At 69.2% G+C, this 21,610-nt stretch carries 16 protein-coding genes; 8 read left to right on the forward strand and 8 right to left on the reverse strand.

Annotated elements, in window-relative coordinates:
• Positions 1 to 58: 58 nt before the first annotated feature.
• The 4 genes from ACOOHF_RS06840 to ACOOHF_RS06855 form a co-directional block, all read right to left on the reverse strand.
• Positions 59 to 1,273 (reverse strand): aminotransferase class V-fold PLP-dependent enzyme, encoded by a 1,215-nt coding sequence (locus tag ACOOHF_RS06840; RefSeq protein WP_420463927.1) that lies wholly within the window; start codon positions 1,271 to 1,273, stop codon positions 59 to 61.
• Between the two features lie 293 nt (positions 1,274 to 1,566).
• Positions 1,567 to 2,940, reverse strand: a complete 1,374-nt coding sequence (locus ACOOHF_RS06845) for an alpha-galactosidase (protein ID WP_420463928.1) — start codon at positions 2,938 to 2,940, stop codon at positions 1,567 to 1,569.
• Positions 2,937 to 4,739 carry a sodium:solute symporter family protein gene (locus ACOOHF_RS06850; RefSeq protein ID WP_420463929.1) on the reverse strand — a complete coding sequence of 601 codons (1,803 nt, stop codon included), beginning with the start codon at positions 4,737 to 4,739 and terminating at the stop codon, positions 2,937 to 2,939. Before ACOOHF_RS06850 ends, ACOOHF_RS06845 begins: the two co-directional genes overlap by 4 nt.
• Before the next feature lie 4 nt (positions 4,740 to 4,743).
• Positions 4,744 to 7,566, reverse strand: coding sequence for a PIG-L family deacetylase (locus ACOOHF_RS06855; protein WP_420463930.1), 2,823 nt, complete (start codon positions 7,564 to 7,566; stop codon positions 4,744 to 4,746).
• Positions 7,567 to 7,690: 124 nt separating this feature from the next.
• Between ACOOHF_RS06855 and ACOOHF_RS06860 the strand changes: the two genes are divergently transcribed.
• The 6 genes from ACOOHF_RS06860 to ACOOHF_RS06885 all read left to right on the forward strand — a co-directional run bounded on the left by ACOOHF_RS06860 (position 7,691) and on the right by ACOOHF_RS06885 (position 16,614).
• Positions 7,691 to 7,984, forward strand: a complete 294-nt coding sequence (locus ACOOHF_RS06860; protein WP_420463931.1) for a NifU N-terminal domain-containing protein — start codon at positions 7,691 to 7,693, stop codon at positions 7,982 to 7,984.
• A 79-nt stretch (positions 7,985 to 8,063) separates the two neighbouring features.
• The gene (locus ACOOHF_RS06865) at positions 8,064 to 11,078 is read left to right on the forward strand and encodes a BTAD domain-containing putative transcriptional regulator (protein ID WP_420463932.1); all 3,015 of its coding nucleotides are present in this window, start codon (positions 8,064 to 8,066) and stop codon (positions 11,076 to 11,078) included.
• A gap of 133 nt (positions 11,079 to 11,211) precedes the next feature.
• Positions 11,212 to 11,583: a BlaI/MecI/CopY family transcriptional regulator gene (locus ACOOHF_RS06870; protein ID WP_420463933.1), complete on the forward strand. Its 372-nt coding sequence runs from the start codon at positions 11,212 to 11,214 to the stop codon at positions 11,581 to 11,583.
• A gap of 4 nt (positions 11,584 to 11,587) precedes the next feature.
• Positions 11,588 to 13,591, forward strand: coding sequence for a TonB family protein (locus ACOOHF_RS06875; RefSeq protein WP_420463934.1), 2,004 nt, complete (start codon positions 11,588 to 11,590; stop codon positions 13,589 to 13,591).
• Between the two features lie 126 nt (positions 13,592 to 13,717).
• A complete protein-coding gene (locus ACOOHF_RS06880; RefSeq protein ID WP_420464345.1) occupies positions 13,718 to 15,079 on the forward strand; it encodes a 6-bladed beta-propeller in 1,362 nt (453 codons plus the stop codon).
• A gap of 128 nt (positions 15,080 to 15,207) precedes the next feature.
• Positions 15,208 to 16,614: a carboxypeptidase regulatory-like domain-containing protein gene (locus ACOOHF_RS06885; protein WP_420463935.1), complete on the forward strand. Its 1,407-nt coding sequence runs from the start codon at positions 15,208 to 15,210 to the stop codon at positions 16,612 to 16,614.
• Positions 16,615 to 16,638: 24 nt separating this feature from the next.
• Here the strand turns inward: ACOOHF_RS06885 and ACOOHF_RS06890 are convergent, their stop codons facing one another.
• Genes ACOOHF_RS06890 through ACOOHF_RS06900 form a run of 3 tightly spaced genes read right to left on the reverse strand, consistent with a single transcriptional unit; the run spans position 16,639 to position 20,298 of the window.
• A complete protein-coding gene (locus ACOOHF_RS06890) occupies positions 16,639 to 18,027 on the reverse strand; it encodes an MATE family efflux transporter (protein WP_420463936.1) in 1,389 nt (462 codons plus the stop codon).
• Between the two features lie 32 nt (positions 18,028 to 18,059).
• Positions 18,060 to 19,109, reverse strand: a complete 1,050-nt coding sequence (locus ACOOHF_RS06895; RefSeq protein ID WP_420463937.1) for a hypothetical protein — start codon at positions 19,107 to 19,109, stop codon at positions 18,060 to 18,062.
• A 7-nt stretch (positions 19,110 to 19,116) separates the two neighbouring features.
• Positions 19,117 to 20,298 carry a serine hydrolase domain-containing protein gene (locus ACOOHF_RS06900; protein WP_420463938.1) on the reverse strand — a complete coding sequence of 394 codons (1,182 nt, stop codon included), beginning with the start codon at positions 20,296 to 20,298 and terminating at the stop codon, positions 19,117 to 19,119.
• Positions 20,299 to 20,466: 168 nt separating this feature from the next.
• Here ACOOHF_RS06900 and ACOOHF_RS06905 point away from each other — a divergent pair, with 168 nt between their 5' ends.
• Both ACOOHF_RS06905 and ACOOHF_RS06910 read left to right on the forward strand, forming a co-directional pair.
• Positions 20,467 to 20,757, forward strand: coding sequence for a hypothetical protein (locus tag ACOOHF_RS06905; protein ID WP_420463939.1), 291 nt, complete (start codon positions 20,467 to 20,469; stop codon positions 20,755 to 20,757).
• Between the two features lie 5 nt (positions 20,758 to 20,762).
• On the forward strand, positions 20,763 to 21,023 hold the full coding sequence (locus ACOOHF_RS06910; RefSeq protein WP_420463940.1) for a hypothetical protein: 261 nt from the start codon (positions 20,763 to 20,765) through the stop codon (positions 21,021 to 21,023).
• A 25-nt stretch (positions 21,024 to 21,048) separates the two neighbouring features.
• On the opposite strand, the gene ACOOHF_RS06915 is transcribed toward ACOOHF_RS06910, so the two are convergent.
• Positions 21,049 to 21,516 (reverse strand): hypothetical protein, encoded by a 468-nt coding sequence (locus ACOOHF_RS06915; RefSeq protein ID WP_419943085.1) that lies wholly within the window; start codon positions 21,514 to 21,516, stop codon positions 21,049 to 21,051.
• Positions 21,517 to 21,610: the final 94 nt, after the last annotated feature.

Consider the following 21,610-nt stretch of genomic DNA (forward strand, 5'->3'; position numbering starts at 1 on the left):
TTTACTGGATCGCTTTACCGTTTATCGTGAGGGTTCTGGAAGCGTCCGTGACGGAGTGTCACGCCTCGGCCAGCGCCGCCGCGGCGCGCTCGTTGTCCTCAATTGTGTTGTAGAAATGGGGGGAAAACCGGACGAGGGGCCCGCGGTGGTCGACGATCACATCCCGCGCGGCCAGGTGGCGTACCGCCGCCGCCGCGTCCTGGTGCTCGAAGAGGACGAGGGCAGACCGGGCGGCGGGATCAGCCGCTTGGTGGAGCGCGTAGCCCAGGTCCGAGAGCCTGTCTCTCAGGTCTTCCGCCAACCTTCGGTTGCGACGTTCGATCGCCGCGATGCCGCAGTCCAGAACCACCGACAACCCTCCGGCAGCCGTGTAGGCGACCCCCGTGGCCGGCGTCCCCAGCTCGAAGCGACGCGCGTCGGAGCGGGGCGTCGCATCCCGGATGTCGAAGAAAAACTGGTTCTCAACACCGAACCATGAGAGTGTGACCGGGTCGATACGGACCTCCGGGTTCACATGGAGGTACGCCATGCCGGGTCCGCCGCAGAGCCACTTGAGCGCCCCGCCCACCAGGAAGTCCACCCCCAGCGCCGGGGCGTCTATCTCCAGTTGTCCATTTGCCTGATATGCGTCCAGCAAAATGAACGACCCGGCATCGTGGGCTATCCGGGTGAGTTCGGCGGCGTCCTGGGTGTTGCCGCTGGTGAAGAAGACGTGCGACGTCGCGAGCAGAGCAGTGCGCTCGTCGACAGCGTTCCGGATCGATTCGAGCGGGACGTGGATCCCGTCCGGACTCGGAACGATCTCCACCTCGAGACCGTTCACGCGCTGGGACAGGAAGTGGTGGCCCACGGTCGGAAAGTCGAGTTCGGTGAGCACGACTCTGTTCCGTCCGGTGGCCCGGGCACTTGCCGCCACCGCCCCCCAGACGACCGCGATGGCGGCAGAGACGCTCGACATCAGGGCGATCGTGTCCGCGCCGGTTCCGATCGTGCGCCCGAACGACGCCCGAACCTCGTCGAGCTTGGCGACCCAGATCTCATACCACGCGCCGGCGCCCATTTCGTTCCAGACTTCTTCGAAGCGCCGCCGTTCTTCGATCGAGCGGAGAGAGAGTGCGCCGAGCGAGTTGGAGTTCAGGTAGGCCTTCCGCGAGAGGATCGGGAACTGTCCCCTGAGTTCGTCGATGCGGTCGTCGAGCGGGAGACCCGTTACGCCGGCGGCGCCGGCCGCACTGGCCGTTCCGTAGTGATCCAGAATATCCTTCCCTTCCATGAACGAGCCGCCGCAGTCATCCCCGGCCCCGGGACCCCTCCTCGACTTCGAGACGGGCGAAACCCTTGAACGGCACGATCGCAAGCACGCCGGTCCGGGGGGTGAGCCGGAGTGCCCCCGGTGCCAAAGCCGCATGGTGCGGTGTGTAGAGCAACACCTCGCGCCGCGGTCCGACGATTCGCCCTTCCGGGTCCGACTCGTCTGCCCTGCCTCCGAATGCGCCGCGTGGACCGCTTACAATTGGTAGGAGGGCCCGACCCCGACAACCCGGCTCGCCCCGGCGGTACCAGACGCTACCACTCCATGTCGGGCAGAACGTCGCCCTGCAGCCGGAACATTTCGTTGATCGTTTGAACCGCGGCGCGGTATGAGTGCGTCGTAGGGTCGAGCAGCAGCGCCTGCAGGAGCGTCCGGCGGGACCCCTCCGCGAAAGCGTCGACGAGCAGCCGGTTGATCGTCGTCTGTGTCCTCAGAAGCCCGAGGATCCCCTCCGGGAGAGGCGCCATGGTGGCGGGATGCACGCCCCTGCCGTCGGCGCGAGCCGGGACCTCGACCACGGCGCCATCGGGCAGGCCGGGCACGTAGCCGGCGTTCGGTACGTTCACCGCGGCGAGGCGCGTGTCGATCCCGCACAGCACTCCCTCGAGGAGGGGGATCGCGAGTTCGCCGGAGGGGACCAGCCCGTCGCCCGCCTCGTCCTCCTTCCCCGGCTTCACGCGGTGCAGCGGCGACGCCGGGAACGCGGGCACATCGGTGGGGTGGTCGCCCAGGTTGTAGATCCACGTGGGCGTCTCCCCCGCCTCCCACGGCGTGCCCTCGGCGGGGTCGTAGAAGAACTGGAGAAGGCTGCTGCCCAGGAACTCCTGCGCCCAGCCCAGATACTCGCCGATATGGTTCGTTCCCGGACTCGGGTAGCGGCCGAACACCCGAAACAGGATCCGGCTCAGCGCGATCTCGTCCCAGTCGTGGAGCCAGTGCGCCTCCCGCTCGCACCTCTCGAGCTCGGGATAGAGGTCGTCCCCCGTCTCCCGGTCCCGGACGGATTCGAACCATGAGAAGTGGTTGAGCCCGCTGGCCCGGGCTTCGAGCCGCTCCGGCGGAAGTCCGAGGAGGTGGGCCATCTGCGCGGTGCCGTGGAACACGCCGTGGCAGAGCCCCACCATGCGCACCGACGAGAGCCGGCTCTGGGCCTCGCAGAGTTTCGTGAGCGGGTTCGTGTAGTTGACGAGCCACGCGTCGGGGCAGTGCGTCTCCATCGCCCGCGCGACAGCCAGAGAAGGGCCCATGTTGCGCAGCGCATGGAAGAGGCCGCCCGGGCCCCCGTTCTCGCCGTAGATCTGCGAGGAGCCGAAGGTGCGGGGGACGTGGAAGTCCTGCGCCCAGTAGAAGTAGCGCCGGATTTCGATGGCCATGACTACGGCGCGCGCCCCGGGGAGCGCTTCGGCGAGATCCGTGGTCGCGGTCAGCGAGACGGAGCGCCCGAGCTGTTCGGCCACCGACTCCGCGTACGCCTGGGTCCGGGGCAATTCCGAGGGGTCGATGTCGACGAGAACGATGTCGAGGCCGCGGTCGCAGAGGGCGTCGCTCAGGAGCAGATCCCGTATGGACGCGGGTCCGAACTCGCGGCTGCCCGCCCCGACGAGGACGATCTTCAGCGCGTCCGTCACGCGGCCCCTCCCGGCGCGGGTGGCGTGGTGGTCGCGTTCGCGATCCGCACGGTGATCGCGGCGGCCCCGAGCGACACCGCGAGAAGGAGCACGCCGATGCCGGCCCGGCCGGTGAGCACGTACCCCACCCCGAGAAGGCTGGCATAGACGAACAGCGCGCCGAGGAGGAAGCCCGGCCACATGCGGTTGGCCGACGGGTCGGAGGAGACGACTCCGGTGCGTTCGGCCACCCGGCCCCACCAGCCGCCCGGGCGCACGCGACGGTAGAAGCGGTCCAGCACTTCGTCCGACTCGGGCCGCGTCGCGAGCACGACGCCCAGCCACAGCGCGGTGCATGCGACCAGGATGATCACCCCCCGGATGAGGTCCATCTCCGGCGCGTAGAAGCCGTCGGCGGCCCGGATGACCGAGGCGGGCAGGACCGGCTCGACCGCGGCGAGCAGCAGCCGGCCGTTGGCCAGGAGCACCGAACCCGCCATGGCGGCGATCTCCGCCCAGGCGTTCACGCGCCACCAGTACCAGCGGAGCAGCCATACGAGCGCGACCCCCGCCGTGAGTTCGATGATGTAGATCCAGCCCCTCTGGATCGAGTCCATCCGCCAGGCCACCGCCGCGGCGACGCCGGCGAGCAGCACGACCGCGATCCGCGACGCCCCGACGTAGTGGCGCTCCGAGCGGTCCCGGCGCAGGAAACGGCGGTAGACGTCGTTCACCATGTACGACGCCCCCCAGCACAGGTGCGTATCCATCGTACTCATGAAGGCGGCCAGGAAGGTGGCGACCATCAGCCCCCTCAACCCGGCCGGCATGAGTTCGCGGATCATCATCGGATAGGCGAGTTCGGGGTCGGCGGCCAGCGCCGGGTCCATGGCCGCGGGCGGGAAGACGAGAAGAGACCCCAGCCCGACCACGATCCACGGCCAGGTGAGCAGCACCGTGCCCGCGAAAGCGAACCAGAGCGACGCCTTCACCGCCTGGCCCTCGTCTCGCGTCGCGAACAGGCGCTGCGCCACGTAGCCATCGCCCTGCCCGCTCCGCAGCCAGAGGATCAGGATCAGGCAGAGGAAGGAGACGATCTCGAGCGAGGACGCGTTGGCGGCGGTGGGCACGAGATCGAGCACACCCGCCGGCGCCTCCGGGACGGCGCGGACGGCCTCCGCCATCGCTACGGGGCCACCGAAGCGGGTGAGTACGATCCCCGCCAGGGTGATCGCCCCCAGCATGCCGGCCACGAACTGGAGGAGGTCCGTGACCACGACCCCCCACAGTCCGGATGCGACGGTGTAGGCGAGCGCGAGTCCCACGCAGACCGTCAGCGTGACGGCGGGGTCCCAGCCCAGGAGCACGCGGCTGAACTTCACCATGGCCAGCATGACCCAGCCCATGACGACGGCGTTCTTGAGCAGTCCCTGGTACACCGCCGAGAAGCAGCGCAGCGCGCGCGCCGGGGCGCCGCCGTAGCGGATCTCGATCACTTCGGCGTCGGTCAGGACGCCCGCCCGCCGCCACAGGCGCGCGTAGAAGAAGGTGAGCATGAGGATCCCCGTCGCCTCGTACCACCACAGCCAGTTGCCGTATACGCCCTGACGCCGCACGAGGGCCGCGGTGGCGAGCGGGGCGTCGGTGGCGAACCAGGTGGCGGCGATCGAGGTGCCCGCCAGCCACCAGGGCAGGGAACGGCCGGCGATGAAGTAGTCCTCCATGCTGCCGCTGGCCCGTCGCGCGAACCCGAACCCGATCGCGAGGACGATGGCCCCGTAGATGCCGACGACGATCCAGTCGAGCGGAGTCAGCGCCAACGGTTCACCGCGGGCCGCCGGGGTCCCGTGGCATGGCCGCGCCCCTGCCCCGGGGTGTCAGGACGTTCGAGAGGATGCGGTACGCCCCCGGCACGCCGTAGGGAAGCTGCCGGTGGAGGGCGAGTGCGAGATACGTGTAGCGTCCCTCGCCCACCGGGGCGGTGAGCCACACGCCCTCCTGCGGCGCCTGACCCTGGTCGTGGGTCTCCACCAGAGGGGTGTAGGCCGGATCCCATTCGGCGAAGAACTTGGACCCGCGCTGTTCGACCCACCCGTCGAAATCGGTTTCCGTGATACGGTTGGGCGTGGTCATCAGCGGGTGGTCCGGCCGCAGGAGGCGGACCGGGGCGTCTTCCTCCGACACTTCCTCCGCGCCGCGGGGGAGTGACGCCGGGTAGGGGGCCATGGCGGACGGGACGTACTCCTGGGTCTGGTAGAGGACGACGAGGTGCCCGCCGCCGCGTGCGTACTCCAGCAGGCGCTGGTTGTGCTCCAGCAGATCCTCCCTCACCGCGTAGGCCCGGGTACCGATCACGATTGCGTCGAAGCGCCTCTCCCCGGCGGCGACGGCGTCCGCTCCCGGCGCCAGCGCCGCGAGGCCGGCTTCGTCGAGAAGTTCGACCGTGGCCCCGAGCGCCTCGATGCCGGCCGGAACCTCGTCGCCGACGCCCATGACGTAGCCGATCCGGGCTCCATCCATCCGCGCGACGGGCACCGACCGAACCGTGGCTCGGGCCGGCCGCCACAACCGCGCCAATCGGAGGTCGCGGTGCTCGATGGTCCGGTATCCCGTCCCGTACTCGGCGGTGTCGTCCGCGCCCCGCGCGCGCGCCACCGCCCGGATCTCCACCGCGCCCCGCCACCCCGGCGGCGGAGTGACGGCGAAGGACGCGTCCGCGGTTTCCCCGGAGTCGCGGAAGTCATGGCGCACGGCCGCGGGGGTCGCCGTCCACCCCTCCGGCAACTGGAGGCGGGTCTCCGCCGCGAGGGGACCGGCGTTCGCGTCGATCCGTACCCGCACCTCCACCGTGCCCGAAGCTCCGACATCCGGACCGGACGCGTCGGCATCCGGGCCCCCGCTCGCGGCCCCCGCATCGTCCACCGGTACGATGCGCACCGGGGGTTCGACCGAGACGGATAGCGCGGGCAGGATCTCCACCGTTCGCGTGACGGAACCGTAGGGGAGACGGGGAACGGAGGCCGTCACGGGAACGGTGTGGGCAACGCCGACCCCCGCCACGACGAGTTCGACCGTCGCGGAGAGCGCCGACCCCCGCCACGGCAGGTGGAGGTCCGTCGAATCCGACACTTCGTACTGATTGCGGGCCAGACCGTCGCGTCCGAAGTACGGCGCCGCGGCCTCGGCGGTGGCGCCGTCTCGACCGGGGGCGGGCGCCCGCAGCTGCAACTCCGCCGTGAACCCGCCTTCGCCGCGTCCGACATCCGCCGCGTGGGCGAGGGTCCCGCCGCGATCCGCGAGCCGTACCGCCGAGATGGCGATGTCACCGGGCCCCGGCGTCGTCACCGATACACGGACGGTCGCCGTCTGTCCCGGGACGAGCACCGAGCTTCCCGGCGTGCCCTCGAGTTCGGCCACGATGTTCACGCCGGCCGCGGCCAGGATGGCGTGCTCGAACTGCCGTTCCTTGATCGACAGCTCGAAGCGGGTTTCGGGCGCCGCCTCCAGTGCGGCGATGGCGGAGCGCAGCAACTCCAGACCCCGCACCAGACCCGGGACCGACCGCGCCGGAGCGCGGAAGTCGAACTCCGCCGCGCCGCCGTCGATCATCCGCTGCATCTCGGCGAGCCGGGAGGCCGTCTCCGCGGTCGCCTCCTCGCCCAAGAGCGCGGGCAACCCGCCCAGGCTCACATCCAGGCCGGCGAAGAACGAAGCCCCGGCCTCGCCGTCGCCGCCCTCGGCTGCTCCCTCCCGGTCTCGGCGCTCGTAGAGGTAGCGCCCGCCCCCCGTCCGCACGCGCCCCGCGGTCTGGGAACGTTGCAGTGCGAGCCCCCGGCTGGCCCAGCGCTGGTAGCTGTCGCCCAGCCAGGGGCTGTCCCCGGTCGCGTCCACCTCCACATGGAACGGCTCACCCCCGCGCACGCCGCCACGGAAGGTGCGCAGAACCCTCCACGGGCGGAGCCCCTCCCTGGTGATCTGGTCCGGAAAGCGGGCCGGGTCCGCCGCGGCCGCGACGGCTTCCGGCGTCAGCAGGCCCGCCGCGTGGTGATGGCCGTGACCGTCGCGCGCCGACCCGTGGAAGCGGCTCACGACCACCAGCGGTCGGTTGAGACGGATGACGCGGACCATGTCCTCCAGCACCGTCTCCCGGTCCCAGCTGCGGAAGGCCTCGTCCACGGATTTCGAGTAGCCGTAGTCGACCGCCGTCGTGAAGTAGAGGTCGTCGAGTCCGTAGTAGCGCCCCGCGAGGACCAGTTCGCGGGTGCGGATGAGGCCGAGGGCGTCGAAGAGTTCGGGGCCAATGGCGTTCGCACCCGCCTCGCCGCGGTTGAGGCTGAGGAGGGCGGTGCGCGCCCCCCAGCCCCGGCTGGCCAGCGTGAGCATGCCGGAGTGTTCATCGTCCGGGTGGGCGGTCACGTGGAGCAGGCTGGCGGTCGTGGTCAGCTTCCGAATGCGGTGCCAGGCTCCCAGGGCCCCGCGGCCCACGTCCAAGCGCTCCTCGCCGACGGGCGCCGGAAAGGAGACCACGCGGTCCAGGGGCGCCCGGGCGGGGGCCGACTGCCCCGCCGATGGGGACGGGCACGCGAGCACGCCCGCGATCGCGACCGCGACGACGACTCCGAATCCGAGCTTCCTGCAAGCGATCATGGGTCGAAATCGTGCTCGCGGGTCGTGGTTCGAGCAAGGGAAACGTCCCCGGACCTTGCGAGCACGGACGTCCTGCCGATACTCAAGCGGATCATGGTACATGCACCGACACACTTGTAATCCGATGACAGATTCCGACATCCAGATAACGGTCGAGGGAACGCCGAATCCGAACGCGGCGAAGTTCGTGCTCGATCGCGATGTCCCCGGGGAGGGGAGCCGCAGCTACTTCGATCCCGGCGCGGCCGCGGCCGACCCGCTCGCGGCGCGACTGTTCGAGATCGATGGGGTCCGGGCCCTCCTCCTCGTCGAGAACTTCATCACCGTGACCAAGACGGGTGACCTCGAATGGCCGGACCTGCTCGACGAGATCGAGGCGGCGATCCGGGACGCCCTCGACGCCCCGGACGAACTCTAGCATCATCCGGGCGGAATCCCGCTGCAGGCCCCTTGGAAGTCGAACGCCTCCGGCTCCGTATCTTGTTGCCGGGGAAGACATGCTAACGCTCCGGTGCTTTGGGGAAGTCACGGTTCAGGACGCCCGTGGTCTCAGGGTTTCGCTGCGGTCGCGCAAGCACACCGGCCTCCTCCTCTATCTCGTGGCTCACCCCCGCACGGTTCATGTGCGGGATGAACTCGCCTACCTCCTGTGGGACGGCCACGACCGCAAGGCCCGCCATTCGCTGAGCCAGGCGCTCTACGACATCCGATCGAACGTGGGCCCGCTGCTCTCCGTGGACACCCACTCGGTCCGGCTCATGCCGAACCGGATCGGGTACGAACTCGACCGGTTCGAGAAGGCGTTCCAGGCCAGGGATCACGAGACGGTGATCGACCTGTACCGCGGTGACTTCGCTCCCGAACTGGCCAATCTCGGGGCCGATGGATTCGAGCGGTGGCTCGACGCAGAGCGCGAGAGATGTCGAGTTCTGGTCACGCTCGCCCTCAGGAATGCGCAGCGCACGGCGGAGGCGAGCGGCGACTGGGACCAGACGTGTCTGGCTGCCCTGCGGCTGGTCAGACAGAACGAATTCGACGAGGAGGCGCACTGCGCCCTCATGCGCGGGCTGTGTATGAAGGGCGATCCCGCATCCGCGCTCGCCCACTACAAGGCTCTCCGGGACGCCGGTTGGGTGGGTGAGGCGCTGAAGCTGACGGAATTGGCCGAATGGGCCGGCGGCGAGAGCGGATCGAGGTTTCTCGCCGTTCACGAGCCGGCCGAGGCTCGCCTCTCGGGTCGGGACGACCAGTTTCGCCGGCTGACCGAGGCGCTTCGGTCAGCCGGCCCCGTACCGGTGCGCATCGCACTCGTCGGCGAACGGGGCATGGGCAGGAACCTCGTCACGCGCGAGTTCGCCCGGGTCGTGCAGAGCGCGGGTGGCGTCGTGCAGTGGCTGGCCGCGGACCGCGGGGAAGCGGAGGTGGATCTGGCGGAGGCTCTGGGGCGGCACGCCGGCAAGCTCCGGCTCATCGTCATTGACGCGGATGCCCGGGACTGGCTGAACGTGGACGCCGCGCTTCGGACCGAGGACCCGTCTCGCACGTTGATCGTCGGTCTGTCACGATCGGCGGCCGCTCGACAGGCCGAGGCCGCGCGACTGCTGGATTTCGTGCTCACGTTCGATCCGCTGGACGCGGACGTCTGCGCGGCGCTGGTTCACCAGGGGGACCGCCGGTGCAGCCTTCCACAGGCGGCTGCGAGTGCGAAGCTCTCCGGAGGAAACCCGGGGCTGGCGCGCGCGATCACCCGGGCGTGGATCAGCCACGAGCACGAGCCCGTCGGAATCGACGGCGACATGGAGGGCGGCCGGTTCGCGTACGAGCGATCCGCGGAGGTTCGTTCCCTGGTCGGTCATCAACTGGAGCCGCTCTCCCCGGGCGAGCGAGAACTCGCCGCGGTCCTGACCGTGCTCACGCCCACCTCCCGCGCGCACACCGAGTCGGTCGTGGCGGAGCGTTCCGCGTGGGACGATCTCGATCGGCTGAAGGAGAGAGGCTGGATCCACTCGATCGACGGAGTCATCCGCTTGAGCCGCCTCCTCGCCGGGTACGTCCTCGCCTGGAAGCTCGTCGAGCGCGAACGCGCGAGGATCCACCTCGAAGCGGCCCGAACTCTGGAGAAAGGGAATCTGAGTGCGCGCTCCACCGCCGCGGGTGAACTCGCGGCCGCCGGGGAGCACTCGCAGGCGTTCGACCGAGGATGCGAGGTGGCCCTGGAGGCCCTGCGGGCGGGTCGGTCGCCGGTCGCCGGACAAGCCGGGCGGGTCGCGTTTGAATGCGCTGCCTCCGGGCGGGATCGGCTGAGCGCCGGCCTTCTCCTCGCCGAGGCGGAGCTTCAACGCGGGCGATTCCGGCGGGCCACCTCGGTACTACACCAGATCGCGGCTACCGCCGACCGCGGCAACGACCTCAGCCGGGTCCACCTGACGTTGGCGCGGGCCGCGACGGCGTTCGGGGATCCCTTCGCGCGGGGTCTCCAGCGCCGCCGTCTCTCCGAGGCACGCGAACACGCGACGGACGGAGCGCTCGATCGCGCGATGGCCGTGCAACTCCGCGTTCTCGAGGCGATGGAAGCCGGCTCGCAACAGGATCGGGCATCGGCATTCGAGGCCATCCGCCGTACGCTCCTTTCGATCGCGACGGGAGATGCCCGCTACGCAGGCATCTGGTGTGATGCGTTCCGACTCCTCTTCAACGAGGTCGCGCGTCAGCAAACGCGCAGCGAGGCACGCCTACTGCTCGAGAGATCCCGCTACAGGCTCGGGCACCTCGGCTACGAGGCCGGCAGGACCATCGCGGCCGCGGAGTTCTGGGTCGCGATGCGGGGGGCGCATCTCCGCGATGCGCTGGAACTGTTGCGCACGCTACCGGGGCCTCCGGACGAGAATCGTTACGGATGCGTGAAGCTCAACAACCTCGGCGCGGTGCTCCTGGAACTCGGAGACTTCGATGCGGCTCTGGAGCGTCTGAGCAGTTGTCAGGCAATGGATGAGGAGCTCGAGAGTCCCGAGGCGGATCGGGCCTACGCGCTGTTGAACCAGGCGCAGTGCGCGTTCTTCAAGGGCGATTTCGACCGTTGCCGAAGGTACACGGGGCAGATGCTGGTGCGGCCCGATCAAGCCGACCGGAACCCCTTCGCTCCGCAGGCCTGGGCCCTGAATGGACTGCTGGCCCTGCTCGATCAGAATCCGGGAGAGACCCGGGCTTCCGTGGAGCGCCTGGAAGACTGTGCCGAGGGTGCGGGGGAGAACGACTCCTACCTCGTCACATGGTTCCTCAGCGCCGCCATGGAACCGGAGCGGCGCCAGCACGCGGTCCGACGCCTCATGGATGCCGCGGACCGGACGGCCCCCATCGACCGGCTGAGCGCCGAAAAGCTGAGGGTGCTCGCCGGAACGTTCTCGCCACGCAACGAACCCGAAGACCAGCGCGAAGCCCGCGGCTTGTTGCGGTCGGCCGGCGCCTCCTGGTTCGTGCGCTTCGCGACGAACTGGTCCCGGAACCAGGTCTAGCATCCGCGAGCTGTCCCACCCCACCGGCTTCGAGCGTTCTACTACGGTTCTAGTTGACAACGTCTCCCGCCTCGTCTTAGGCTGAGCAGAGACGATCGACGCCGGAACGTTCGGAGACGGAAAGGACAGCCTCGTGGAGATCAAGTTCACCAGCCGCGAGATCGACCTCATGGCGGTGCTGTGGGAGATGGAGGCCGCCACCGTGGCCGAGGTGCAGAAACGCCTGGGCGACGACCTGGCCTACACGACCGTGCTCACGATCCTCCGGACGCTGGAGGAGAAGGGGTACGTGGGTCACACGCAGGAAGGGAAGGCCTACCGCTATCACCCGCTCGTGGGGCGCGAGTGCGCCGGCGCGAGCGCCGTGCGCCGCCTGGTGCAGAAGATGTTCCAGGGCTCGCCCGAGCTACTGCTCACGCACCTCGTCTCGGATCGCGGGCTCTCGAAGGAGGAACTCGAGAGCTTGCGCAGCCTCGTGGACGAGCGCCTCAGCTCCAAGGAGTAGGAAGATGGTCATCACCTGGATCGGATACTGCCTCCTGGTCTCGGCTCTGCTGGGGCTGGCCGCCTCCGCGTCGGAGCGGGCGCTGGGCCACTACCGGAAGCCGGTGCGCTGGGGCTGGTTCGCGGCCATCGCGGGCTCGGTGACCGCGCCCGTGATCGCCTTCGTCGCCCCGGGGCTGTTCCCGAGCGCCGCGCCGTCGCCCATGGCGCCGCTCGCGGGGCTGCGAGAGTTGGGCGTGGCGCCCTCGCCGCCCGTCGTGCCGGATCTGCTGACCGGCCCGCAGGCCGCCGCCGGGCTGGACGTTGGGGCCGTGAGTGCGCTCCTGGGCTGGGCTTGGGCGCTCCTCGTGCTGGCCATGAGCTTCCACCTCGTGCGGGTCTACCGGCGCCTGCGGTTGGAGATGCGGACCTGGACGCCCGGTGAAATCCAGGGGTCGCCGGTCCTGCTCTCCGCGGACCGGGGTCCGGCCGTAGTGGGGGTCGGGTGTTCCGTCGTCGTCATGCCGAGGTGGATCTCGGATCTCGAGGACCGGCTGCTGCGTCTCGTCTCCCTCCACGAGCGCGAGCACCAGCGCGCGGGCGACCACCGGCTGTTCGCGGCAGGGATCGCCGCGCTCGTGCTGATGCCGTGGAACCTCTTCCTGTGGTGGCAGGTGTCCCGGCTTCGGCTGGCGATCGAGTTCGACTGCGACCGCCGCGTGCTGGCCCGGGGGGAGTCTCCGCGGGACTATGCGGACGCCCTGCTCGCCGTGGGAGCTCGCGTCTCCGCGCCGCTCCTCGCCGCCGCGGCCTTCGCCGAGCGCAAGCCGGCCGTGGAGCGGCGGCTTCGCCGCATGACGGAGCCCCTCGCGCGCCTCCGCGTCACCCGCACCCTCGGCGCTTCGGGCGTGGCCGCGCTCGCCATCATCCTCGTGCTGGGCGCCCCCCGGCCCGAGACGGCGATGGACGCCCCGGAGGCGTCCGCCTCGGCGCCTACCCCGCCTTTCGAAGCTATTGAATGGCTGCCAGCGCCCACGCCCAGCGCCGAGGCGGTCGCCGAGGCGGACCGGCCCGTGTTCATCCCGTTCGACACGAACCCCGTACTCATGAACGGACCCGAGGTCCAATTGATGCTTCAGGCGGTGTACGACGGCCTGAAGACTGGGGGAATCGGCGACAGGATCGAACTCTGGGTGTACATCGACGAGACCGGCGTCGTCCGGAATAAGCTTGTCAAGACGACCAGCGGCCACGACGCCCTTGACGCCGGCACCCTGCTAGTCGCCGACGCGATGCGTTTTCAGCCCGCCATGAACCGAGACCAGCCGACCGCCGTCTGGGTCTCCCAGTGGCTCACGTTCGAACCCACGCCATCCGCACCGAGCACCTCCAGGTCGGACCGGCCGCAGTTCGTCCCCTTCGACACGAATCCGGTGCTGCAAAACGCCGGCGAGGTTCAGCGGGCGCTGCAGGAGGCCTATCCGCGGGACTTCAGAGACCGGGGTGTGGGCGGCCGCATCGAAATCTGGCTGTACATCGACGAGTCGGGCATCGTCGCGAACCAGGAGCTGAAGACCTCGAGCGGCGCCGACGCGCTGGACGAGGCGGCCTCGGAGGTCGTCACGGAGATGCGGTTCGAACCGGCGAAGAACCGCGGGCAGGCGACCGCCGTCTGGATCTCCCAATGGATCACGTTCGAGGTTGTGGGGTCGACGGCGCGAGAACAGGACGGCGCCTCCTCTCCGGCCGACCGGCCACTCAAGATCACTGACTTCGTGGTCACGGGGGTAGTCGGCGACGTCGACCAGGATGGCGAGGCGGATGTGATTCTCAGGCCGGGCACTCGCGGAACGATGGATCCCCTGATCGTGATCGACGGGGTGACCCAGGCCGACGATGTGGCGTTCTCGGACCTGGGGGCCCTCGACATCGAGCACGTCGAGGTCATCAAGGGATCACTGGCCATCGAGAGCTACGGCGAGGCGGGCAAGAACGGCGTGATCCAAATCACGACGAAGAAAAAAGAGTAGACGCAGGCGGGCGCGGAGGCCTCTCATGCGTTCGGCGTGCTCCGGCCCTGCAACCCTCCGCGGCCGGGACACGTCCTAGTGTCGTGTCCCGGAAAGGTTGGCACTTCCCAGGGGAGGCCATTCGTGATGCACTTCAGCCCGCGTTCCCGGCGTTCCGGACCGACCGCCCGAACTTCGCGTCGATTCGAACTTCCCGGCTTCTCCGCCGTCGCCCTGGGCCTGCTGGCCGCCTGCGGAGAAGAGGGCGGTGCCGGGCCACCGGCGGGCGGATCGGCGGGCATGGACAGCCCCGACTTCGCGGTCGCCCCGGAGTGGGAGTCCCTCTGGACCGTCGGCGCTCTGGATGGAGAAGATTGGGAGGTCTTCGGCGACGTGACCGACCTGGTCTTCAACCAGGCGGGCGATCTCTTCGTTCTGGACGAGCAGGCGGGCCACGTCGTCGTGTTCGACCGCGCCGGCGCGCACCTGCGGACGATTTCCCGGCAGGGGGAGGGACCGGGCGAGTTGACGGAGCCACGATCGATGGCCCTGCTCGCCGACGGCCGGCTCGCCGTCTTCGACCGCTCGCGCCGAGGCATCCAGTTCTTCACCCAGGAGGGCGAATACCTCGAGTCGGTGCCCTTCGATCCCCAGCGCGGGATGCCCAGCTTCGTACGTGGCTGGCTCCCCGACGGGAGCATCCTGACCAACAGCGAGACGCGGATCACCAGTACCGCGGACGGGGGGATGTCCTTCAGCACGAACTCCGGTGCCGCGGAGGCGGAGCGTCCGATCATCAGATACGGGCCGGACGGAGGCCGTGGCGTGTGGTACACCGCGTGGGACCCGCCACCGCCGACCGGAGAGGGCGTCAGCACCGAGGGCGCCATTCAGCTCACGATGAGACCCGTTCGGGCTTTCGATCCCTCGCTTTCCTTCGTCCCGCTGCGGGACGGACGGCTGGCCATCGTCGACTCGGTCGACTACCGGATCAAGCTGGTCGATGAAGCCGGCACCGTGGCGGACGTATTGGAGCGTCCGGTCCGCCCGATCCCGGTCACCGACGCGATCCGCGATGCGGAAAGGGAGTGGCGGCTGGACCAGCTGGACGGACCGGGGGTACGCCTGAGTTCTCCATTGGGCGGAAGCCTTCCCCTCCCCAGCGGCTTCCAGGAGCAGATGACCGCGGCCCGGCGGACCACGATCGAGCAGATGCAATTCGCCGAAGCGATTCCCGCCATCGACGATCTCGCGCTGGACTTCGAGGGCCGCCTCTGGGTCGAGCGGAGGGGGCTTCCGGGGGAGGAGGGGTCCATCGACATCGTGACCCCGGACGCCCGCTATCTCGGCACGATCCAGTCGGGCGGCCTGCGGATCCCGGACGCATTCGGCCCCGATGGGCTCATGGCCTATGGCGAAACCCACGATCTTGGCTTCCCGATCGTCCGGGTCGTGAGGCTGACCCCCGCCGTCCCGCTGGAGGCCGGAAGCTCGACCGAAGACCCCTGAGCGACCCGGCCGCCGGATCCGCTATGTGACCCTGGTTGAGTGCACGGCGTCTACGTTGCGGGTCGGTGGGCGCTCTCAACCTCCGCCGCCGGTGCGACGACCAAACAATCCCGGGGATCCTGCACAAGGTGAAAACGGCTCACAAACGCTGTCCAGCGTGCTCTTCCCGCACGGCGGTACGGCTGCCGCTGCTGACCCTTGCGATCACGATGGCCGCGAACGGAGCCCTCGGCCCGGTGGGGGTAGCGGCTCAGGAAACGCTGCGCGTCGCGGGCGTCGTCACGGATGACGGGACCGGAGCGCCGGTTGAGGGCGCAACGGTTCGGCTCGCGGATCCCTCGGGATCGGTCCGAGAGACCGTGACCGGTCCGCAAGGCGCGTTCGCCTTCGAGGCGGTTCCTCCTGGCGCGTACGTACTCGGTGTGAGGCGCATCGGCTACGAGGTCCTCAGCACGCCGCTGGAGGCGGGACCGGACGCGCAATCTCTGGACGTACGCCTGAGACCACAGGCGATCCCGCTGGATCCCTTGAACGTGGATGTGGAGGGACGTCCGCCCCGGCTGGTGGAATCAGGCTTCTACGAGCGGATGGAGGAGGGCTGGGGAACGTACATCGAACCCGACTGGATCGACGCGAACAAGGCCGGGTTCGCGCGGCTGAAGGACTTCATGGCGATGCTCCAGGGTCGTGCGCCCTCACTGCGTTGCTCCCGAATCCAGGTATGGCTGGATCGGAGGTTCATCGGGGAAACGGGCGGGCGGGGGAGGATCCGGCCCGATGCCCCTCCCACCTTGTTGGAAGAGCTCTCCGTGGTGGATCTCGGTGCGGCCGAGATATACCAGCCGGGGACGAAGGTCCCCTTCTTCGCCTGGAACAGGGACTCGCTGGAGTGCGGTGCGATCATCCTGTGGTCCGACTGGACGGCCGCGACGGCGAGAATACAGAAGATCGACGTGATTCTCTGCGAGCCGGCGGGGCGTCCGGGTGAAGTGGCGCTGGAGGGGTTCGTGGAAGATCGGGTAACGGAGGTCAGGTTGCCGGCGGCGCATGTGATCGCGTCGTACCGGACTTCCGCGGGCCTCGAACGGGTGGAGACGGTCGTCCGGACGGACTCGCTGGGACGATACCGGTTATGCGATCTCCCCGCCGGAGCGGAGGTCGAACTGGCCGCCGCCTACGGTCCCCACGCGGGAGAGCCCTTGGGGGTCGCCGCCGCCGCCGGGGCGGAAGTGAGGCTCGGAGTCCCAGTCACCCCTCCCGGATCAGTCACGGGTCTGGTCATCAATGAGGTCACACGCCAGCCGCTCGAGGCGGTACGCATTGCGGTCGAAGACACGGATTTCCGCGCGGTGACGGACCGCTCGGGCGCATTCTCGCTGGAGGGTCTGCCCCCGGGCTCCTACCGGATTCGGGCCCTGTGCGGAGGCTTCGACTCTTCCGCGCAGACCGTGGAAGTCTCCGAGGGGGCACAGCTTCGCGTCGTGCTTGCCCTTCGTTCGAACGGATTTGCAAGGCGGACCCGCTGTTCCGCGTAGCTGGCAGTCCGCAGCGACGGACGGCTACACGACCTTCTTCTTCCACCGCCCGCGGCGGAAGAGCGTCAGGCCGACTACGGCCGACAGCGAATAGGCGATCGCGAACGACCAGAAGACGCCGTTCTCCGCCCGCCCCAGCGGGAAGGCGAGGGTCGCCGCGAGCGGGAGCTGGAAGAACCAGAAGACCCCGACGTTGATCCAGGTCGGCGTCGCCGTGTCGCCCGCCCCGTTGAACGCCTGCATCGTCACCATGCCCCAGGCGTAGAAGATGTAGCCGTAGCTGATGATGCGGAGGGCGCGGACCGCCACCGCGTTCGTCTCCGGGTCCATCGCGAACGGCGCCAGGATGAGGTCCGGGAGCCAGACGAAGATCACCGTGATCACGGCCATGAACATCATGTTCCACGAGCCGGTGAGGTAGACGGCCCGCTCCGCGCGCTCCGGTTTCCCCGCCCCGAGGTTCTGGCCCACGAGCGTGGCCGCCGCGTTCGCGAGGCCCCACGCGGGGAGGATGATGAAGATGACGACGCGGATCGCGAGCAAATACCCGGCCAGCGCGACGGTTCCGAACTCGGACAGGATGCGGATCGAGGCGATGTAGCTGACCTGCGTCACGAGCATCTGGCCGATGCCGCCGAGGGACACGCGAGCGAGCCGCCCGATCACGGCGAGGTCGAGGCGTACATCCTCGCGCCTCACGCGGATGCGGTCGCCGCGCGACATGTGCCAGAGCTGGTATAGGGCTCCGATCCCGCGCCCCGTGGTCGTGGCCACGGCGGCGCCCGTCAGTCCGAGTTCGGGGAAGATCCAGAGCCCCAGGATGAGGCAGGGGTCCAGTACGATGTTGATCCCGTTGGCGAGCCACACCGACCGCATCGCCATCGTCGCGTCCCCGGCCCCGCGGTAGATCGCGTTGCTCACGAAGAGGAGGATGATGACGACCATCCCGCCCATCTGGATGCGGGCGAAGTTCGTCCCGACCCGCACGACCTCGGGCTCGCCGCCCATGACGCGCAGCAGCCAGGGGGCGAGGAGGGCGCCGGTCAGACCGAGCACGGCGGCGATGCCGACGGCGAGCAGAATCGCCTGCACCCCGGCCCGCGCCGCCCCGCGTTTGTCCTTCTCCCCGGTGCGCCGGGCGACCATCGCGGTGGTGGACATCGCGAGCCCCACCGCGATCGAATAGATGACCGCGAGCATCGACTCCGTGAGCGCGAGCGCGGCCAGGGCGCTGGCCCCGAGACGGCTGACGAAGTACGCGTCGACGACCACGAACAGCGACTCGCCCAGCATCTCGAGCACCATCGGGATGGCGAGCAGCAGGACGCCCCGGTTCAGGCTGCCGGACGTGAAGTCCTGTTCCGTCCCCCGGATCGCCTCGCGCACGGAGCGCCAGAGGTTGCTCGCCGTCAAGGAATGGTTAGGTCGGGTAGGGGACCGCGGCGTCAGCGCGTCCAGATGGCGATGAGGTTGCAGTCGCTCAGCATCATCGTGTTCGGGACCTGGTTGAGGATCTCGGGCGGGGCGTCGCTGCATCTGTACGCCTCGATCCCTCGCACGGTGTTGAACTTGAGCTCGCGCAGGTTGCGGACGTTGATGCCCAGGCGGTTCGCCGGCCTGCCGTTCAGGAGGATGAGCTGCCTGCGCCGGTACTTGATCGAGAGTTCACGCTTGAACTGGAAGACCTGCCCCAGATGGATGTAGTTGTCGATCTCGGGGAAGGTGGCGAAGTAGCCATCCTCCATGTCGCCGCGGCGATCGTAGAAGCCCGAGGTGAGGAGGTAGGGATCGCGGCCGGTGACCCTCACTTCGATCGGCGCCAGCGCGATCGCCCGCGTGTTCAACTCGACCCGCAACTCGGCGGTCTGGTCCGTGAGGACGTTGATCTCGGTGTCGAGCGGCGCGAACGCGATGTGCTCCACATGGAGACCGTAGCTGCCCGGCGGCACCGTGCGGAACCCGACCCTGCCGAGCGAGTCCGTGACGCCCGAAATCGGGAGCGGCGAAAAGTCGATCTCCGCGCCCGCCACGGGCTGCAGGTTCTCCGCCGCGACGACGGAAAAGACGAGGAAGGCCGCGTCCCCCAGATCGACCTCGAGTTCGACGCGCCGGGGCCGGTCCAGGTCGACCTTGCGCTCCTTGCCGCGCTGGCTCCGGTAGCGGGCCCGGACCCGCACCTCGCGGAACGCGACGAGGCCGCACACCTGGTATCGGCCGTTCTCGTCCGCTTCGACCGTCACGTCCTCCGGAGTCGCCATCTCCCGTTCGGCCTCGTACCGGATGAGGACGGTGGCCCCCGGGAGCGGGATCCGGCTCTCCTCATCGCGGACGATCCCGTCGATCCCCACCTCGAGGTCGGCGTTGCCGAGTTGCTCGCACGCCCGAATCGTCCGGTCTTCCTCCTCCTCCTGGCCGAAGACGGGGGCCACGGTCAGGAGGAGCGCCGGAAGGGCGAGAAGCGCCGCCCCCCCGCTCAGGCCGCGACAGGTCGCCATGCGCGTGTCATCCCGCGGCCTCGAGCAGCGCGCGCAGCAGCCCGTTTCCGGCCTCGCCCAGGTTCGTCGTGCCGCCGGTGTAGTTGCGCCCGAGCGCCACTCCGTAGCCGCTCTCGGGCTCGAACACGAGGTACATGTTGTACCCGGCGACGGACCCCCCGTGGCCGACGAAACGGACCGTCCGTCCGCCCTCGAGCATCACCGTACGAACCGAGAAGCCGACGCCGTACCCGTTCTCCGGGTCTTCCGGCGTCTGGACGGTCATCAACTCGCGGCGGGTGGCGGGCTCCAGGAGTCCGTATTCGGTCATCCCCATCACCGCGGCTCCGAAGGTGGCCAGATCACCCACCGTCGAGTAAACGCCGCCGTTCGGTACCTTGTATCCCCGTCCTTCGTGCTCGAGTGCGGGCATGTCCGCGTCCACGGCGCCCTCGGGGTCGATGGCGAAGCCCACCGAGACCCGGCGCCAGAGGTCGGGGCCGACGATGAAGGTGGACGAACGCATGCCCAGCGGTTCGAAGATCCGGTCCTCGACGAGGTCCATGAAGGAGGTTCCAGCCGCCCGCTGGAGGGCGTAGCCGAGCATCCCGTATCCGATGTTCGAGTACTGGTAGCGGGCCCCGGGCATCGTGTCGTAGCGCGTATGAGGGATCGACGCGAGGATCTTGTGCCCCCAGTCCTCGATCGGTCCGGCCGCCGCACCCTCGAGTTCGGGCTCGCGGATGAGGCCCGCGGTGTGGCTCGCCATCTGCCGGAACGTGATGGGGGCCATCCCGGCGCGTGGATCCCCGAGGCCCCTGGCCTCCGGAAGATGGTCCACGAGGGCGTCATCGAACCCCACGATGCCGTCCTCCATCAGGTCCGCCATCAGGACCGCCGTGATGGACTTCGAGATCGACCCCGTGCGATAGATCGTCCGCACGCCCGCGGGGACCCGCTTCACGGGGTCCGCCCAGCCGAAGCCCTGTGCCCACAGCACCTGATCTCCCTTGAACACGGCGGCGGAGATGCCCCCCACGCCGTCCCCCTCCACTTCGCCGGCGATCTGGCGGGAGAAGGCGTCGATGACGCTCGCGTCCTGCCCCGAGGCGACGCCCGGAAGGAGGATCGCGACGAGCAGCAGCGCCACCTCGGCGGGGCGCAGCCGGCGTGCGGCGAGGATATGTAACCAGCGGGGGGAGACAGGCATGACTTCCTCCTTTGATCCCTCGAAACACCGGGAGGTCAGGGTCCCACCCAAGGTCGCAGCTTCAGCGCGGCATCGGTAGGGCGGGAGGCTGGCGAGCCGTCGCCGACGGGCCTACTGTCTTCGCGCCGAGTTCGCCGTTTCACGTACACGAACGATCCCCACACGCATATGTCGCTGCTGAAGAAGCTCATCTTCCGGCTGGACGGCGCCGCCGACAGCGCCCGCACCCGGTTCACGAGCGAATCCGGCGCCACCTGGGAGGCGGAGTTCTCGATCTTCTCCGGTACGACGCAGCAGTCGCCCCGGCTGCTGGTGATGTTTCGAAACCAGGACGACGTCTCCGTGCCCCAGCGCTACAACCAGGCGCCGCCCGGGCTGTCGAAGGTGCCGAAGGAGGCGGTGGCCCAGATCAGCGAGGGCGGGCTCCGCGAACTGCTCGTCCGCTCCGTGAAGGTGTGAGCGGCATGGCGGTCGACCCGAAGCGCGCACTCTCCCGCACGTTCCTCGATGGCGGGATGATCCAGTGGGAGGCCTACGTGTCGGGGGGACAGCCGAACACGCCCCGGGCGGCGCGGATCTACTTCGTTTGTCTGGAGGATCCGTTCGAGCGCCCGCGGTGGGTGGCGCACGAGAGCCGCAGCGTGGCCGAAGCGACGCGCGCGCTCGGCGGCATGTCCGACGACGACCTGATCGAACTGCACACCCGCTCCACGCCGCTCGACTGACCGCCCGCGGGGGCGGGTCGCGGGCTCACCTCACGGTGACCACGTCGTCGAGGCGTTTCCCGGCCACACCGTCCACGCCCTCGTAGCGATGTTCCACGACGATCCCCGTCGGGCCGGGATCGAGGTGGAAGATGTTCGCCAGGTAGGAGATGGTCGTCGGCGTGCGGCTGTTGCAGCCCTGTCGACCCGAGATGATCGTGAGGGTGAGCTTCAGACCGTCGCCTCTCACGTCGAGTTCGCTGTCGATGTAGTCGCACCGCAGCCGACCCACGATCTGGCCGCTGACGCGCATCGTTCCAGGCCCTCCGAAGGCGCGCGCGAACTCCGGGAGCGCTTCCCCTTCGCTGACCACGGATTGGAGCAGGCCTCCGACGGCCGGCGACAACCCCAGGCCCAGGTCGAGGCAGCCGTTCGTGCCCACGAGCAGGGACAGAGCGAAGGCCGCAAGGAGGACCCTTCCGCGGTGGAGGATGTGACGCAGGATGTGCTGCACGACGCATGACTCCGCGCAAGATGACAGCGGGGCGGCGGCTCCCCCGAAACTTACGACGCACCCCGCCTTCGGGGCGACTCCCCCCGCCTGATGG

Origin of the sequence: Candidatus Palauibacter sp., assembly GCF_965216145.1 — a bacterium.
Taxonomy (GTDB): Bacteria; Gemmatimonadota; Gemmatimonadetes; order Palauibacterales; family Palauibacteraceae; genus Palauibacter.

Bases quoted from the DNA above. Each gene is read 5' to 3' on its own strand.
- ACOOHF_RS06840 (WP_420463927.1), bottom strand. From the start codon at position 1,273: ATGGAAGGGAAGGATATTCTGGATCACTACGGAACGGCCAGTGCGGCC.
- ACOOHF_RS06855 (WP_420463930.1), bottom strand. From the start codon at position 7,566: ATGATCGCTTGCAGGAAGCTCGGATTCGGAGTCGTCGTCGCGGTCGCG.
- ACOOHF_RS06860 (WP_420463931.1), top strand. From the start codon at position 7,691: ATGACAGATTCCGACATCCAGATAACGGTCGAGGGAACGCCGAATCCG.
- ACOOHF_RS06865 (WP_420463932.1), top strand. From the start codon at position 8,064: ATGCTAACGCTCCGGTGCTTTGGGGAAGTCACGGTTCAGGACGCCCGT.
- ACOOHF_RS06875 (WP_420463934.1), top strand. From the start codon at position 11,588: ATGGTCATCACCTGGATCGGATACTGCCTCCTGGTCTCGGCTCTGCTG.
- ACOOHF_RS06880 (WP_420464345.1), top strand. From the start codon at position 13,718: ATGCACTTCAGCCCGCGTTCCCGGCGTTCCGGACCGACCGCCCGAACT.
- ACOOHF_RS06895 (WP_420463937.1), bottom strand. From the start codon at position 19,109: ATGGCGACCTGTCGCGGCCTGAGCGGGGGGGCGGCGCTTCTCGCCCTT.
- ACOOHF_RS06900 (WP_420463938.1), bottom strand. From the start codon at position 20,298: ATGCCTGTCTCCCCCCGCTGGTTACATATCCTCGCCGCACGCCGGCTG.
- ACOOHF_RS06905 (WP_420463939.1), top strand. From the start codon at position 20,467: ATGTCGCTGCTGAAGAAGCTCATCTTCCGGCTGGACGGCGCCGCCGAC.
- ACOOHF_RS06910 (WP_420463940.1), top strand. From the start codon at position 20,763: ATGGCGGTCGACCCGAAGCGCGCACTCTCCCGCACGTTCCTCGATGGC.